The sequence below is a fragment of the Streptomyces sp. NPDC032126 genome (assembly GCF_055580085.1).
This window is the reverse complement of sequence record NZ_JBVIMA010000002.1, coordinates 463249-478715: the sequence shown is the minus strand read 5'-3', so window position 1 is coordinate 478715 and position 15467 is coordinate 463249. Positions and strand designations below refer to the sequence as shown.

Below are 15467 nucleotides of genomic sequence, written 5' to 3'. Positions count from 1 at the left end.
CGCACATGGCGGCATGGACGTGGCGGTTCGAGAAGGCCGACGGGACGGAGGTCCAGCCCGCGGTGCAGCCGGAGGAGTTCACCACGCAGGGGGACGCCGAGTCGTGGATCGGTGAGAACTGGAAGGCCCTGCTGGCGGGCGGCGCGGACCAGGTCCGGCTCTTCGAGGACACCACGGAGATCTACGGCCCGATGAGCCTGCACGCCGACGGCGCCTGACCCCCGGTCACCTGCGCCACCGAGGCGAGGGCGCCGCCACCCCGGCCGCCCTCGCCCGCCCCGCACGCCGCGACGCGCCTACTGCGTGCCGAGCGTCACCTCGACGGTCTGCTCCTCACCGTTCCGAGTGAACGTCACCTTCGTCTTCTGCCCGGGTTTCTCCGCGGCCAGCGCCTCCGAGAGTGAGGGGGCCGTGGTGATGTCGGTGTCACCCAGACGGGTGATGACGTCCCCGGCCCGGATACCGGCCTTGTCGGCGGCGCCCCCGTCGGTCACCTCGACCACCGCGACCCCGGCGGCCCGGTACCGGTCGTCCACGACCGTCCGCCCGACGATGCCCAGCGCCGCCCGGCCCGAGTCGGTGACCCTGCCGTTCTTCACGATCTGGTCCGCGATCGTCTTCACCGTCGAGGCGGGGATCGCGAACCCGATGCCCGGCGCCGCGTTCCCGAAGCCGGGGTCGATCGCCGCGAGCGTCGGGACGCCGATGACCTGACCTTCCAGATCGACCAGCGCGCCCCCGCTGTTGCCCGGGTTGATGGCCGCGGACGTCTGCACCATGTTCGGGATCGTCGCGCCCGTACCGCCGTCCGTGCCGCCCTCGCTGACGGTCCGTCCGGTCGCCGAGACGATGCCCTGCGTCACGCTCGACGACAGCCCCAGCGGCGAGCCCATGGCCAGCACGATCTGCCCGGGCTCGACCTTGGCGGAGTCGGCGAAGGACGCGGGTCTGGTCCGAGCCGGCACCTTGTCGAGCTTGATGACGGCGAGGTCCTGCTCGGGGTAGGCGTAGACGAGCGTCGCCGCCAGCGGGGCATGGCTGTTGGCGGTCGTCACCTGGAAGGTCTTCCGGTCACCGACGACATGCGCGTTGGTGACGATGTGCCCCTTGGCGTCGTACACCACCCCGGACCCGAGTTCGTCGCCGGACTGGACCTGGACGACCGACGGCAGGGCCGCCTTGATCACCCTCTGGTAGGCGTCCTGAAGGTCGACGCCGGCCTTGGCGACGGGCTGGGCCTGGGCGGCCTGCGCGGCCTGGGTGGTCGGCTTCTCCTTCTCACCCGAGGAACCGGAATCCGTGCAGCCGGACACCAGGGCGAGGGAGCACATGAGCGAGGTGACCGCCAGGACCGGCCGGAGGGTACGGAGAGCGTCCATGCCCCCGAGTCTCACGTCCCCCCGCCACCCCGGCCCGCGCTGTTCCCCCGAAAGGTCCTACCCCCGCACCCCGCACAGATGCAGCAGAGCCGCCACGCCCCGGTACGGGTCCGTCCGGCCCGCCCGCTCCTCCACCGCCAGCAGGGTCTCCAGGTCCGCCGGGGGCTCCGCGTCGTCCGCCACCGTGTCCGTGAACACCCGCACGCCGTACCAGGCGTGCAGCGGCGCGCCGATGCCGGCCAGGGTGCCGGTCAGCGCGGCCAGCCGGTCCGCCCGTACGTCGAGCCCCAGCCGGTTGCGGTAGGCGACGGTGTCGAAGCCGCCGAGCGCGCCCGCCCAGTCACCGGACAGCCCCGGCCGCATGGCCAGCGCGTCGCCGTTGCGTACGAGCAGCGACAGCAGCCCCCCGGGGGCGAGCACCCGGGCCAGCCCCGCCAGCAGGGCGTCCGGCTCCTCGACGTACATCAGTACGCCGTGGCAGAGCACCACGTCGAAGCTGCCCGGCAGGAAGTGCACGCCCGTGTCCCGGCCGTCGCCCTCGATGATCCGCATCCGCTCCCGGATGCCCTCGGGCTCCCCGCACAGCGCCTCGCGGGCCGTGGCGATCATCGTCGGGTCCTGTTCGAGCCCGGTCACCTGGTGGCCGAGCCGGGCCAGCCGCAGCGCCTGCGTGCCCTGGCCCATCCCCACGTCGAGCACCCGCAGCCGCTGCCCAACCGGGAACCGCCCCACTATCTGCTCGTCGAGCTGCCGGGCCACCAGCTCCTGTCGTACGACATCCCGCAGCCCGCCCAGCTTGCTCAGCCAGGCCTTCGCCGCGCCCCCGGAGAAAGAAGTCGTACTCAGGGCCGCTCTCCGCGCTTGACCAGCGGCTTGGGCAGCCGGAGCCGGCGCATCTGCAGGGAGCGCATGAGCGCGTAGGCCACCGCGCCCCGCCGGTTCTCGTCGGGGAAGCGCTCCGCGAGCCGCTTGCGCAGCCGGAAGGCGCTGAGCACGGAGTCCAGCACGATGAGGACGATCACCACGAGCCACAGCAGCAGCGCGATGCTCTGCAGCGCGCCCACCCGGATCACGCTCAGCACCAGGATGACCACGGCCATCGGCAGGAAGAACTCCGCCACGTTGAAACGCGAGTCGACGAAGTCCCGCGCGAACTTGCGGACCGGGCCCTTGTCACGGGCCGGGAGGTACCGCTCGTCGCCGCCGGCGAGCGCCTGGCGCTGCCGCTCCAACTGGGCACGGCGCTCGTCGCGCTGCCGCTTGGCGGCGTCCTTGCGCGTCACAGGCGTACTGGCGACGCTGCGGCGCTGGGACTGGGCCTCGCTGCGCTTGGGCGTCGGCCGGCCCTTGGGGGCCTGCGGGTCACGGGTCTGCTTGGAGTCGGTCACCTGCGCCTTGTCGGCGAGGCCCTTCTCTTCCTTGGCACGGCTACGGAACACAAAAACCAAGGGTAAGCGCTCCCCGGGCATGGACCCCAGCCCGGCCGGGAACGATCCGGCAACGCCGGACGTCGTAAAGGGACAGAGGGGACAGGGACAGAGGGGGCCACGGGGGACCACCTACTCCTCACGCCGGAGCGACCGGTACCGCAGTCGTCCTTGGGGATGAGCGCATCCGTCCCCGAACAGTGCGTCAATGGAGGCAGGGCCCGTACTGTGGGTTCTGTCGCAGAGCTGGAGCTGGAGTCCGTCAGAAGGGGGCGCGCGAAGCCCATGAGCGGTGTCATGAAGCGTATGGGGATGATCTTCCGCGCGAAGGCGAACAAGGCCCTTGACCGGGCCGAGGACCCGCGCGAAACCCTCGATTACTCGTACCAGAAGCAGCTGGAACTGCTCCAGAAGGTCCGCCGCGGCGTCGCCGACGTCGCGACCAGCCGCAAGCGCCTGGAACTCCAGCTCAACCAACTCCAGCAGCAGTCGTCCAAGCTGGAGGACCAGGGCCGCAAGGCGCTCGCGCTGGGCCGCGAGGACCTGGCCCGTGAGGCGCTGTCGCGCAAGGCCGCGCTCCAGCAGCAGGTGACCGACCTGGAGACCCAGCACGCCACGCTCCAGGGCGAGGAGGAGAAGCTCACCCTGGCGGCGCAGCGCCTCCAGGCCAAGGTGGACGCCTTCCGTACGAAGAAGGAGACCATCAAGGCCACCTACACCGCGGCCCAGGCCCAGACCCGCATCGGCGAGGCGTTCACCGGCATCTCCGAGGAGATGGGCGACGTCGGCCTGGCCATCCAGCGCGCCGAGGACAAGACCGCCCAGCTCCAGGCCCGGGCCGGCGCGATCGACGAACTGCTCGCCTCCGGCGCTCTCGACGACCCCTCCGGCATGCACAAGGACGACATCCAGGCCGAGCTGGACCGGCTCTCGGGTGGTACGGATGTAGAGCTGGAACTGCAGCGCATGAAGGCCGAGCTGGCCGGGGGCTCCTCGGACCGGCAGGCCATCGAGGGCGGCAGCGGTCAGCAGCAGTCCCAGCAGCAGCCGCAGGACACCCCGCGCTTCGACAAGCAGTAGGGCCCACGCCGAGGAGGGCGACATGATCGTACGGATCATGGGGGAGGGTCAGGTGCGTCTGGACGACTCCCACCTGCCCGAGCTGAACCAGCTGGACGACGAGCTCCTCGCGGAACTGGAGGGCGGCGACACCGAGGGCTTCCGCCGCACCTTCACCGCCCTCCTCGACGCCGTCCGACGGCTCGGCGCGGCCCTGCCCGACGACGCCCTGGAACCCTCGGACCTGATCCTCCCGTCCCCGGACGCCACCCTGGAGGAGATCCGGGAACTGCTCAGCGACGACGGCCTCATCCCCGGCTGACCCCACCCACGGCCAACCCACCCATGGTTCCGGCCGACCCGCAGCGCCCGTACATTTCCACCGTGAGCACCCTCGATCGCGCCCGCTGCCGGATGCAGGCGCACCCCCTCGCCCTGGACGCGGCCATCGCGGCGGGTGTGCTCCTGTGTATGCTCGCCGGTTCCTTCGTGGAGCCCCGCGGTGAGCACGGCGTCAGCTGGAGTCTGCGCACGCCCGACCACCTCAGCCTCCTCCTTATGACCCTCGGCGCCGTCGCCCTGGTCTTCCGGCGCAGCGCCCCCATGCCGGTCCTCGCCCTCACCGGCGCCTTCTGCATCGTCGAGAACATCACCGGAGACCCCCGCGCCCCCGTCGCGATGGCCGCCGTGATCGCCCTGTTCACCGTCGCCGCCAGCACCGACCGCCCCACCACTCTGGGCGTCGGCCTCCTCACGACGACCGTCCTCACCGGCTCCGCGATGCTCGCCGGCCCCCTGCCGTGGTACGCCCAGGAGAACCTCGCGATCTTCGCCTGGACCGGCATCGGCGCCACGGCCGGCGACGCCGTGCGCAGCCGCAGAGCCGTCGTCCAGGCCATGCGCGAACGCGCCGAGCGGGCCGAGCGCACCCGCGAGGAGGAGGCCCGCCGCCGGGTCGCCGAGGAGCGGCTGCGCATCGCCCGCGACCTGCACGACGTCGTCGCCCACCACATCGCCCTGGTCAATGTGCAGGCCGGGGTCGCCGCCCACGTCATGGACAAGCGGCCCGACCAGGCCAAGGAAGCCCTCGCGCACGTACGGGAGGCCAGCCGCTCCGCGCTCAACGAACTGCGCGCCACCGTCGGCCTGCTCCGCCAGTCCGGCGACCCGGCGGCCCCCACCGAACCCGCCCCCGGCCTGGACCGCCTCGACGAACTCGCCGGCACCTTCCGCAGCGCCGGACTCCAGGTGGAGGTCGCCCGCGCCGACCACGACACCCGGCTCCCCGCCGCCGTCGACCTCGCCGCCTACCGGGTGATCCAGGAGGCCCTCACCAATGTGCAGAAGCACGCCGGGCCCGCGGCCAAGGCCGAGGTCAGCGTGGTGCGCGTGGGCCCCCACATCGAGATCACCGTCCTCGACAACGGCTCTCCCGCCGAGGACGAGGCCCCCGTGACCGGCGGCGGCCACGGCCTGCTCGGCATGCGCGAGCGGGTCACCGCCCTGCGCGGCACCCTGACCACGGGTCCCCGGTACGGGGGCGGCTTCCGAGTCCATGCGATCCTGCCGGTCAAGACCCGCACCGCCGCGCCGGGAGAACCGGGGGAGACCGCATGACCATCCGCGTCCTGCTCGCCGACGACCAGGCCCTGCTGCGCAGCGCCTTCCGGGTGCTGGTGGACTCCGAGCCCGACATGGAGGTCGTGGGGGAGGCGTCCGACGGCGCGCAGGCGGTGCGGCTGGCCAAGGAGCAGCGCGCCGACGTCGTCCTCATGGACATCCGGATGCCCGGCACCGACGGTCTCGCCGCGACCCGGCTGATCAGCGCCGATCCGTCCCTGGCCGCGGTGCGCGTCGTCATCCTCACCACGTTCGAGGTCGACGACTACGTCGTGCAGTCGCTGCGCGCCGGGGCCTCCGGCTTCCTCGGCAAGGGCTCCGAGCCCGAGGAGCTCCTGAGCGCGATCCGGGTCGCCGCCGGCGGTGAGGCCCTGCTCTCCCCGGCCGCCACCAAGGGGCTGATCGCCCGCTTCCTCGCCCAGGGCGACTCCGCCGACGGCGATGACTCGGCCCGCTCCGCCCGGCTGGACGCCCTGACCGTGCGCGAGCGCGAGGTGCTCGTCCAGGTCGCCGGGGGCCATTCCAACGACGAGATCGCCGAGCGCCTGGAAGTCAGCCCGCTGACGGTGAAGACCCACGTCAACCGGGCCATGGCCAAACTGGGCGCCCGTGACCGCGCCCAGCTCGTGGTGATCGCGTACGAAACAGGCCTGGTCCGCCCCAGACTGGACTGACCTCAAACAGCCGTGTTCCGGCGGGAGTTCGGCCTCCGGGCATGGGAAAGATTCTGTGGAACGCGCGTCGGCGGCCCTGCCGAATCCCCTTCCGCCCCCCGCTTTTCATATCCTGTGCTCGCGAACTGCTCTGCGGGGGAAGGGGGAACGGAGCGGTGTCATTGCACAAGGACGACCCGAGGTCGCTCGGCGGATACCGGATCGTCGACCGGCTGGGAGCCGGCGGCATGGGGGTCGTCTACCGGGGCAGATCGAGGTCGGGACGTGAGGTCGCCGTCAAGGTGGTCCACGCCCAGTACGCCGAGGACCCCGTCTTCCGCGCCCGTTTCCAGCAGGAGATCGCCGCCGTCCGCAAGGTCAGCGGCGCCTTCACCGCGCCGGTCGTGGACGCCGACCCGGAGGCCGTACGGCCGTGGATGGCCACCCAGTACGTGCCCGCGCCGTCCCTCGCCGAACGCATCCGCGCCCAGGGCCCGCTGCGCGGCGTGGAGGTACGCCGGCTGGCCCTGGGCCTGGTGGAGGCGCTGCGCGACATCCACCAGGCGGGCGTCGTCCACCGCGACCTCAAGCCCGCCAACGTCCTCATGGCCGAGGACGGGCCCCGCGTCATCGACTTCGGGATCTCCCGGGCCGCCGAGAACCAGACCCTCACCGAGACCGGGCACATGATCGGCACGCCGCCCTTCATGTCCCCGGAGCAGTTCACCGACGCCCGCTCGGTCGGGGCCGCCTCGGACGTGTTCTCCCTCGGGGCGCTGCTGGTCTACGCGGTCACCGGACACGGCCCCTTCGACGCGGACAGCCCCTATCTGACGGCCTACCGGGTGATGACCGAACCGCCGGTGCTGGACGACGTCGGCGAGCCGCTGCGCGCCCTGCTGGCCCGCTGCCTGGCCAAGGACCCGAAGGAACGGCCTCAACTGGACGATCTGGCGAGTGAGTTCGCCGACGTCCTGCCCGAGCCGGCGCCCGGCGACATGGCCACGGTCACCCTGCGGCTGCCCTCGCACGAAGCCACCCGGACCCCGACCGCCCTCGGGCACCCCCCGGCGCCGCCCGCCCGGCGCCGCCGCTCCCGGCTGCTGGCCCTGACGGCCGCGGTCGGTGTCCTCGTCGTCGCGCTGACCGCGTACCTCGTCCTCGGCCCGCTGAAGCACAAGGGGCACGCGGAGGCGGCCCACCAGCCGAGCCCGAAGCCGTCGGCGACATCCCGCTGGGGGGACCTGCCCCAGGGCTGGCAGCCCTGGCGGACCACCGTGTTCCACACCGCGGACACCGGTGTCTCCAAGCCCATCACCGGCAAGGACGGCGGGTGGTCGGGGAACACCCCGTCCTGCGGCGTGTACGGGGGCGCGGTGTACTGCGGCGGCGACGGCACCCTCCCCGTCCGGATCGACGGTGCCACCGGCAGGATGCTGTGGCGCGCCGACTCGGTGCCGTCGGGGATCTCACGCGACACGTACGCCGGCGGGATCCTGGGCGTCGCCGACGGCGTGCTCGTCGTGCAGCAGACCATCTCCAGCGGGACCGACGCGGCCGACGCGGTCAGTGTCATCGCCTACGACACCGCCGACGGCAGGAAGCTGTGGTCGCGCCCGATCTCCGACGACTTCACCACCTCGATCGTCTCCGGCGGGCTGGTCATGACCGCGGACGGCGGCCGCACGATCACGGGCCGCTCGCCGCGCGACGGCAGCGCGCGCTGGACGATGAAGCTGCCCTCGGGCGAGTCCTGCGGCCTCTACGACGTCGACGGCCGCCCCTACGGGGAGTGCGGCACCTTCGACAGCGACTCCACCGAGGTCCGGCTGCTCGCCGTCGACCCGGCCAGGGGCACCCTCAAACGGCTGACGACCCTGAAGAACGGCGGCAGCCTGATCGGCACCCTCGACGGCCGCCTGGTCTACGGGGAGTGGCAGGTGGACGACTCCAGCTACGGGGACACGGCGTACAGCGGCCTGGTGTCCGTCGACCCGTCGACCGGCGCGCAGCGGAGGACGAAGTTCGCGAAGCGTTTCCAGGGCTCGGTGGTCCTGGCGGGCGACACCCTCTGCTTCGCCACCTCCAACGGACAGCTCACCACCGCCTCGGCCCGTACCGGCCGGCAGCTGTGGCAGACCCTGACCACCGTGGAGTCGCCGGGCAACCCGGTGTACGACAAGCGGGGGCGGACCGTGTACTTCGCCAGCGCCAGCGGTCGGGTGGCCGCCCTCGACGTGGACAAGGGCACCCTGCTGTGGGAGTCCAGCGCGCGGGCGGGGCACGTGGGCGGTCTCGGCATGTCCGCGGCCGATGTGTACCTCAACAAGCGGGCCCTGGTGGTGGTCACCGCCGACGGCACGGTCTTCTCCCTCGACCCGACCGACCCGGAACGCACACCGGCGTCGACGTGATCGCACGTCGACGCCGGCGGGGCGCAGGGAGGGGCGCGGGGGCTACGGCAGCGCCAGCATCCGCTCCAGGGCGAGCTTGGCGAACGCCTCGGTCTCCTGGTCGACCTCGATGCGGTTGACCAGCTTGCCCTCGGCCAGCGACTCCAGGGCCCAGACCAGGTGCGGCAGGTCGATGCGGTTCATGGTCGAGCAGAAGCAGACCGTCTTGTCGAGGAAGACGATCTCCTTGCCCTCGGACGCGAAACGGTTCGCCAGGCGGCGGACCAGGTTCAGCTCGGTGCCGATGGCCCACTTGGAGCCGGCCGGGGCCGCCTCCAGCGTCTTGATGATGTACTCGGTCGAGCCGACGTAGTCGGCGGCGGCGACGACCTCGTGCCGGCACTCGGGGTGGACGAGGACGTTCACGCCCGGTATGCGCTCGCGCACGTCGTTGACCGAGTCCAGGCTGAAGCGGCCGTGCACCGAGCAGTGGCCGCGCCACAGGATCATCTTGGCGGCGCGCAGCTCCTCGGCGGTCAGCCCGCCGTTCGGCTTGTGCGGGTTGTAGAGCACGCAGTCGTCCAGGGACATGCCCATGTCGCGGACGGCGGTGTTGCGGCCCAGGTGCTGGTCCGGCAGGAACAGGACCTTCTCGCCCTGTTGGAAGGCCCACTCCAGGGCCCGCTGGGCGTTGGAGGAGGTGCAGATGGTGCCGCCGTGCTTGCCGGTGAACGCCTTGATGTCGGCCGAGGAGTTCATGTACGAGACGGGGACCACCTGCTCGGCGATCCCGGCCTCGGTCAGCACGTCCCAGCACTCGGCGACCTGCTCGGCGGTGGCCATGTCGGCCATGGAGCAGCCCGCGGCCAGGTCGGGCAGCACGACCTTCTGGTCGTCGGAGGTCAGGATGTCCGCGGACTCGGCCATGAAGTGCACACCGCAGAACACGATGTACTCGGCCTCCGGGCGGGCGGCCGCGTCGCGGGCCAGCTTGAAGGAGTCGCCCGTGACATCGGCGAACTGGATGACCTCGTCGCGCTGGTAGTGGTGGCCGAGCACGAAGACCTTGTCGCCGAGCTTCTCCTTGGCGGCGCGGGCCCGCTCCACGAGGTCCGGGTCGGAGGGGGACGGCAGGTCGCCGGGACACTCGACACCGCGCTCGCTCCTGGGGTCGGCCTCGCGGCCGAGGAGCAGCAGGGCGAGAGGGGTCGGCTGTACGTCGAGCTCCTGGGCTTGGGCGGTGGTCACGACACGCACCCTTTCTTGGTTTTCGTCGAACTGACGTTATCTATCATAACCCGCTTCACGTCACTTTGACGATGGTCATAACGTCGATGTGACATGAATCCCCTTGAGCCGTTTTCCGGCCCCCCGGGCATGTGCGAGCATGAAGAAGGAGCCGAAAGTCAGGCGCCGGCCCGGAATGAATCCGCGGCCTTGCCGGTTGCACTCGTCGGCAAGCAGTCTCCGTACACACCGGGAGAGATGTAGATGTCCGTATCGGACGAGACCACCACCGTCACCGACGGCATCATCCTGACCGACGCCGCCGCGTCCAAGGTCAAGGCCCTGCTCGACCAGGAAGGCCGTGACGACCTCGCCCTGCGCGTCGCCGTCCAGCCCGGCGGCTGCTCCGGCCTGCGCTACCAGCTCTTCTTCGACGAGCGTTCCCTCGACGGGGACGTCGTGAAGGACTTCGGCGGGGTGAAGGTCGTCACCGACCGCATGAGCGCTCCCTACCTGGGCGGCGCCACGGTCGACTTCGTCGACACGATCGAGAAGCAGGGCTTCACGATCGACAACCCCAACGCGACGGGCTCCTGCGCCTGCGGCGACTCCTTCAGCTGAGCCGTACGGCCCCTTCCGGCCGTACCGCACGCACAGGGAAGGCGGCGGTCCCCCACCCGGGACCGCCGCCTTCCGCGCGTACGCCCCTACCGCGCCGACGAGGCCGTGTCCGGCAGCCGGGCCCCCGGCTTCTCCAGGGGAACCGCCTTGCCGTCCGATGCGACCACCTCGCGGCCACCGAGCGGCTGATCGAGCTGAACGGTCCGGTGGTACGTCTTGGCGATCAGGATGCAGACCTTGCCCGGCCAGGGCTTCTCGGTCACGGTGACCGTCACCTTGTCCCCGCTCTCGACCGCGCTCGCCGTGTAGTCGGCGCACACCCCGCCGGTGAAGCGCACGGTGAGCTCCTTGCCCTCGGCCGTGTACGCCTCCACCCGCACATCCCGCGTCGCCCCGCCGCTCGCGCCCGGCGAGGGGGGCTGCGCCGTGGCCGACGCCGGGGCCAGATACGTCGGGTCGATCGCCGGATGCGTCACCGTGTACGTGTCCTGCGCGCCCTTCGCCCGTACGTCGAACAGCCACGACGGCACCAGCAGCTGACGCCCGCCGGAGGCGGCCGGGGCCAGGCCGAGCACCGCGTGCTCCACGGTCAGCGTCTCCTTCTGCGGGGCCACCGTCGAGGCCGCGCAGGGGCTCTCGAACCGGTCCTTCAGCGGCACCGGGCTGGCGCAGCCCCCGATGCCCATGCGGTGGTCGGTCCCGGGCGCCGCGTTCATCAGGTCCAGCGTCTCCTGGGCGCCGAGCACGGGATACGTGTCGCCCTTCACCGGCTCCGCCAGCCGCCCGGTGCCGCCGACGACCTCGCCCTGGGCGTCGACGGTGATACCGGTCGCCCAGCCGTACGTCGGCAGGCCGCCGACCACGGGATCGGCGTTCACCACCCGCTGGGCCCCCATGACCTGGCTCGCGTCCACCTTGGCGTCGTCCTGGCCGACGGCCTTGAGGACGGGCGCGGCGGCCTTGAGCGCGGCGTCCGGGGTGATGGGTTCGCCGGCGGGGGAGCCGGGGTCCCGGGTGCACACGTTCTTGCCGGTCGGGCAGTTGTCCGTCCCCGGCGCGTACCGGCTGAACGTCCACATGCCCGGCGCCTGCCGGTCGACCCGCAGCACGGGCCCCGAGCCGTCCTTCCCGCCCACCCGCCAGACCTGGCCGTCGGCGACCGGCGTCCCCTCGATCTTCAGGGCCTGCGCGAGCCGGGCGACATCGTCCTTGCCGACGGCACCCCCGGCCCACCGCACGGCGGCGGACCCCGGCCCGTCGGGCAGCGCACCGGCGGCCCGATAGGTCACGCCGTAGGGATTGGGCTCGCCCGGCGCGATGCCGTTGCCGCCGCCACTGCCCGCGTCGCCGGTGTAGCCGTCGAGCACCAGCACCGGGGGAGTCGCGCCGCCCGAGGACGCCCCGGCACCACCGGAACCCCCGCCGTCACCGGCGGTGGCCGCGAGATAGGCCCCGCCCCCACCGACGAGCATCACGGCGGCGGCAACAGAGACGACAGCCAGCTGCGCCCGCCGCCGGGACACCCCGGCGTCCGCGTCCCCACCGCCCACCGCGGCCAACCCGCGCTCGGGGGCGCCGACCGGGGCGTCGTGGGGAGTGGTGTCGGTCGGGGCCTTGTCGGGGGCGCCGACCGGGGCTTCGCCGGGGGAGCCGACCGGGGCCTCGTCGGGAGCACCGGCGGAATCAGGCGCATTGGCCGGCTCGGCGGGGTCGGCGGGATCGGGAGCACCGGTCGGACCGGGAGCACCGGCCGGATCAAGGGCGTCGGCCAGATCAGGGGTATCGGCCGGATCAGGGGTGTCGGCCGGATCGGCGGCGGCGTCGGCCGAAGGGCCCTCGGGAGCGCCCTCCGGACCGGCAGCCTCGCCCTCAGGACCGGCAGCCTCGCCCTCAGGACCGGCAGCCCCGCCCTCAGGACCGGCAGCCTCGCCCTCAGGACCGGCAGCCTCGCCCTCAGGCGCGGCCGCCTCGGCCTCCGGGGCCGCGCCTTCCGTCTGCTCCTCCGCGACCGCGTCCTCCGCCTGCTCCTCCGGAGTCGTGGCCTTCGCCTTCTCCTCCTGCGTGACCCGCTCCTCGGAGGTGCCCTTGCCCCCGGTGTCGTCGTGGTCGGGTCGCTCGGTGTTCACCGCATCGCTCCTTCAGCCGCACAGCTGTCCCTGCGGTCGACCCCGCCCCCACGTGCCGCAACGGCCTGCCGGGAGGGTCGTACCCCGCATCCCCTTTACGGGGGACAGCGATGGGACGCAGCGGGGGAGCGCACGGTTCCCTGCCGAGCGCCCGAGCGCGGGCGCCCCGCGGAGCGCTCAGTCGCCGTAGTCCGACATCGCCTCAAGGAGCCGGGCCGAGCGGGCCGGGACTTTCACACCGTGGATGAGGGACGGCGGTACGGGCCGGGAGGTGTGCCGGTTCGGCACGGCCCAGTGCGGTGCCATCCGGGCGCAGTCCCCCCGCAGCGACGCGAGGTCGCCTTCCGGGTCGGCCGGGACGGAAGAGGATTCCTTGAGGTTCGCCATAGCCGCACCGTATGCACGAACCACCCGCGAAGAAAGATCTACTATCGGGTAGTTTCGTCTGCTTCTACACCCCCCGCACAGCGGGTAGCGTGAACTGTCAATCCCCCTCCACACAGGAGAGTCCACGCCGTGCGCATCGCAGTCACCGGCTCCATCGCCACCGACCACCTCATGACGTTCCCCGGCCGCTTCGCCGACCAGCTCGTCGCGGACCAGCTGCACACGGTCTCGCTCTCCTTCCTGGTCGACAACCTGGACGTCCGCCGGGGCGGCGTCGGCGCGAACATCGCCTTCGGCATGGGACAGCTCGGTACGAAGCCGATCCTGGTCGGCGCGGCGGGCTTCGACTTCGACGAGTACCGCGCCTGGCTGGACCGCCACGGCGTCGACACCGGCTCGGTCCGTATCTCCGAGACCCTGCACACCGCCCGCTTCGTGTGCACCACGGACTCCGACCACAACCAGATCGGCTCCTTCTACACGGGCGCGATGAGCGAGGCCCGCCAGATCGAGCTGAAGACGGTCGCGGACCGCGTCGGCGGCCTCGACCTGGTCCTGATCGGCGCCGACGACCCGGAGGCCATGCTCCGCCATACGGAGGAGTGCCGCTCCCGCCGCATCCCGTTCGCCGCCGACTTCTCCCAGCAGATCGCCCGGATGAACGGCGAGGAGATCCGGATCCTGCTGGACGGCGCGACCTATCTCTTCTCCAACGAGTACGAGAAGGGCCTCATCGAGACCAAGACCGGCTGGGGCGCCGACGAGATCCTCGGCAAGGTCGGCCACCGCGTCACCACCCTCGGCTCGCGCGGCGTCCGGATCGAGCGTGTCGGCGAGGACCCGATCGAGGTCGGCTGCCCGGAGGAGGAGCGCAAGGCCGACCCCACGGGTGTCGGTGACGCCTTCCGCGCCGGCTTCCTCTCCGGCCTGGCCTGGGGTGTCCCCCTGGAGCGCGCCGCCCAGGTCGGCTGCATGCTCGCGACGCTCGTCATCGAGACGGTCGGCACCCAGGAGTACCGACTCCAGCGGGCGCACTTCATGGAGCGCTTCACCAAGGCGTACGGCGACGAGGCCGCCGCCGACGTCCAGGCGCACCTCGGCCGGTAGTCACGACACCCGGCGGACCACATACGCCGAGCCGTGGTCCGCCGGCTCCTCGCCCACGTACTCCTGCCCCCGCATCTCGCACCACGCCGGGATGTCCAGCCGGGCCGCCTCGTCGTCGGAGAGCACCCGGACGAGGCCCCCGACGGGGACGTCCCCGAACACCTTCGCCAGTTCGATGACGGGAATCGGGCACCGCTTCCCGAGCGCGTCCACGACGAGCTCGTCGCCGCGCACATCGGCCACCGGCGCCGGCGCCCCCAGCTTCTCCCGCACCCCCGCCACCACTCCGGGCAGCAGCTCCAGGAACCGTTCGACGTCCTCCTCCGCCGTCCCCATCGGCAGGGACACCCGGACGTTCCCCTCGCTCAGCACCCCCATCGCCTTCAGCACATGGCTGGGCGTCAGTGTGCTGCTCGTACAGGACGATCCGGACGAGACGGAGAAACCCTCCCGGTCCAGCTCGTGGAGCAGGGTCTCCCCGTCGACATAGAGACACGAGAAGGTGACGATCCCCGGCAGCCGGTCCGTGGGATCGCCGACCACCTCGACGTCCGGGACCAGCCGCGGCACCCGTACCCGGATCCGCTCCGTCAGCTCCCGCAGCCGTACCGCCTCACGCGCCGCCTCCGCCCGTACGGCCCGCAGCGAGGCCACCGCGGCCACGATCGCCGGCAGGTTCTCGAACCCGGCCGCCCGCCCCGACTCGCGCTCGTCGGCGGGCCCTTGGGGAGCGAACCGCACCCCCTTGCGCACGACGAGCAGCCCGACCCCGGACGGCCCGCCCCACTTGTGCGCACTGCCGGCCAGCACCGACCAGGGTCCCTCGACCGGCTCCCACCCCAGCGACTGCGCCGCGTCCACGAACAACGGCACCCCGGCCGCCCGGCACAGCTCCGCCACGGCGCGCACCGGCTGCTCGGTCCCCACCTCGTGATTGGCGGACTGCAGACACGCCAGAGCGGTCCCGTCCCGCAGTGCCTCGGCGTACGCCTCCACCGACACGCGCCCGCCCCGCCCGACCCCCACCCGCGTCACCGACCCGCCGTCCGCCTCATGGACTTCGGCCGAATGGAGTACGGAGGAGTGTTCTACGGATGACACGATCAGGTGGCGTCCCACGCGCCGCCGCCCGGCCAGCACTCCCGCGATCCCGCTGTGCACGGCCCGCGTCCCGGACGAGGTGAACACCAACTCGTCGACCCGGCACCCCACGGCCTCGGCGGCGGCCTCCCGGGCGGCGTCAAGCAGCATCCGCGCCCTACGCCCCTCCCGGTACAACCGCGAGGGATCGGCCCACCCTTCGTCGACCGAGGCCAACAGCGCCTGACGCGCGATGGGGTGAAGGGGAACGGCGGAGGCAGCGTCAAAGTAGGCCATACGGCAACGTTAAGACCCCGGCAGGTACAGCCGACTCAGGGGCGCGAGGAACTGCGCGACCAGCCACAACGCACCCGCAGCCGCCAATCAA

Annotated in this window: 15 protein-coding genes; 8 read left to right on the top strand and 7 right to left on the bottom strand. The window is 72.1% G+C overall.

Features of this window, described 5'->3' with window-relative positions:
• Nucleotides 1-5: 5 nt before the first annotated feature.
• Entirely contained in the window at nt 6-218 is a 213-nt protein-coding gene (locus tag ACZ5NW_RS10695) for a hypothetical protein (RefSeq protein WP_468743438.1), read from the top strand.
• A 78-nt stretch (nt 219-296) separates the two neighbouring features.
• On the opposite strand, the gene ACZ5NW_RS10690 is transcribed toward ACZ5NW_RS10695, so the two are convergent.
• The 3 genes from ACZ5NW_RS10690 to ACZ5NW_RS10680 all read right to left on the bottom strand — a co-directional run bounded on the left by ACZ5NW_RS10690 (nt 297) and on the right by ACZ5NW_RS10680 (nt 2848).
• Nucleotides 297-1379, bottom strand: a complete 1083-nt coding sequence (locus tag ACZ5NW_RS10690) for a S1C family serine protease (RefSeq protein WP_468743437.1) — start codon at nt 1377-1379, stop codon at nt 297-299.
• Between the two features lie 57 nt (nt 1380-1436).
• A complete protein-coding gene (locus tag ACZ5NW_RS10685; RefSeq protein WP_468743436.1) occupies nt 1437-2138 on the bottom strand; it encodes a methyltransferase domain-containing protein in 702 nt (233 codons plus the stop codon).
• A gap of 83 nt (nt 2139-2221) precedes the next feature.
• Complete coding sequence (locus ACZ5NW_RS10680; protein ID WP_468743435.1) at nt 2222-2848, bottom strand: DUF3043 domain-containing protein; 627 nt, start codon at nt 2846-2848, stop codon at nt 2222-2224.
• Between the two features lie 243 nt (nt 2849-3091).
• Between ACZ5NW_RS10680 and ACZ5NW_RS10675 the strand changes: the two genes are divergently transcribed.
• The 5 genes from ACZ5NW_RS10675 (at nt 3092) to ACZ5NW_RS10655 (ending at nt 8552) form a co-directional block, all read left to right on the top strand.
• Nucleotides 3092-3886: a PspA/IM30 family protein gene (locus ACZ5NW_RS10675; protein WP_468743434.1), complete on the top strand. Its 795-nt coding sequence runs from the start codon at nt 3092-3094 to the stop codon at nt 3884-3886.
• 22 nt (nt 3887-3908) lie between these two features.
• A complete protein-coding gene (pspAA, locus tag ACZ5NW_RS10670; protein ID WP_468743433.1) occupies nt 3909-4187 on the top strand; it encodes a PspA-associated protein PspAA in 279 nt (92 codons plus the stop codon).
• Between the two features lie 62 nt (nt 4188-4249).
• The gene (locus tag ACZ5NW_RS10665; RefSeq protein ID WP_468743432.1) at nt 4250-5482 is read left to right on the top strand and encodes a sensor histidine kinase; all 1233 of its coding nucleotides are present in this window, start codon (nt 4250-4252) and stop codon (nt 5480-5482) included.
• The gene (locus ACZ5NW_RS10660; RefSeq protein WP_468743431.1) at nt 5479-6159 is read left to right on the top strand and encodes a response regulator; all 681 of its coding nucleotides are present in this window, start codon (nt 5479-5481) and stop codon (nt 6157-6159) included. The genes ACZ5NW_RS10665 and ACZ5NW_RS10660 overlap by 4 nt, the downstream gene beginning before the upstream one ends.
• Nucleotides 6160-6314: 155 nt before the next feature.
• Nucleotides 6315-8552 carry a protein kinase domain-containing protein gene (locus ACZ5NW_RS10655; protein WP_468743430.1) on the top strand — a complete coding sequence of 746 codons (2238 nt, stop codon included), beginning with the start codon at nt 6315-6317 and terminating at the stop codon, nt 8550-8552.
• A gap of 42 nt (nt 8553-8594) precedes the next feature.
• Here ACZ5NW_RS10655 and nadA read toward each other — a convergent pair whose 3' ends face one another.
• Nucleotides 8595-9779 (bottom strand): quinolinate synthase NadA, encoded by a 1185-nt coding sequence (gene nadA, locus ACZ5NW_RS10650; RefSeq protein WP_468743429.1) that lies wholly within the window; start codon nt 9777-9779, stop codon nt 8595-8597.
• 243 nt (nt 9780-10022) lie between these two features.
• On the opposite strand from nadA, the gene ACZ5NW_RS10645 reads away from it, so the two are divergent.
• Nucleotides 10023-10379, top strand: a complete 357-nt coding sequence (locus ACZ5NW_RS10645; protein WP_061919812.1) for a HesB/IscA family protein — start codon at nt 10023-10025, stop codon at nt 10377-10379.
• 86 nt (nt 10380-10465) lie between these two features.
• On the opposite strand, the gene ACZ5NW_RS10640 is transcribed toward ACZ5NW_RS10645, so the two are convergent.
• Both ACZ5NW_RS10640 and ACZ5NW_RS10635 read right to left on the bottom strand, forming a co-directional pair.
• Nucleotides 10466-12505 (bottom strand): hypothetical protein, encoded by a 2040-nt coding sequence (locus ACZ5NW_RS10640; RefSeq protein WP_468743428.1) that lies wholly within the window; start codon nt 12503-12505, stop codon nt 10466-10468.
• Between the two features lie 177 nt (nt 12506-12682).
• A complete protein-coding gene (locus ACZ5NW_RS10635) occupies nt 12683-12892 on the bottom strand; it encodes a hypothetical protein (protein WP_468743427.1) in 210 nt (69 codons plus the stop codon).
• A 129-nt stretch (nt 12893-13021) separates the two neighbouring features.
• On the opposite strand from ACZ5NW_RS10635, the gene ACZ5NW_RS10630 reads away from it, so the two are divergent.
• Nucleotides 13022-13999, top strand: a complete 978-nt coding sequence (locus ACZ5NW_RS10630) for a carbohydrate kinase family protein (RefSeq protein ID WP_468743426.1) — start codon at nt 13022-13024, stop codon at nt 13997-13999.
• On the opposite strand, the gene ACZ5NW_RS10625 is transcribed toward ACZ5NW_RS10630, so the two are convergent.
• Nucleotides 14000-15376, bottom strand: coding sequence for an aminotransferase class V-fold PLP-dependent enzyme (locus ACZ5NW_RS10625; protein WP_468743425.1), 1377 nt, complete (start codon nt 15374-15376; stop codon nt 14000-14002).
• Nucleotides 15377-15467: the final 91 nt, after the last annotated feature.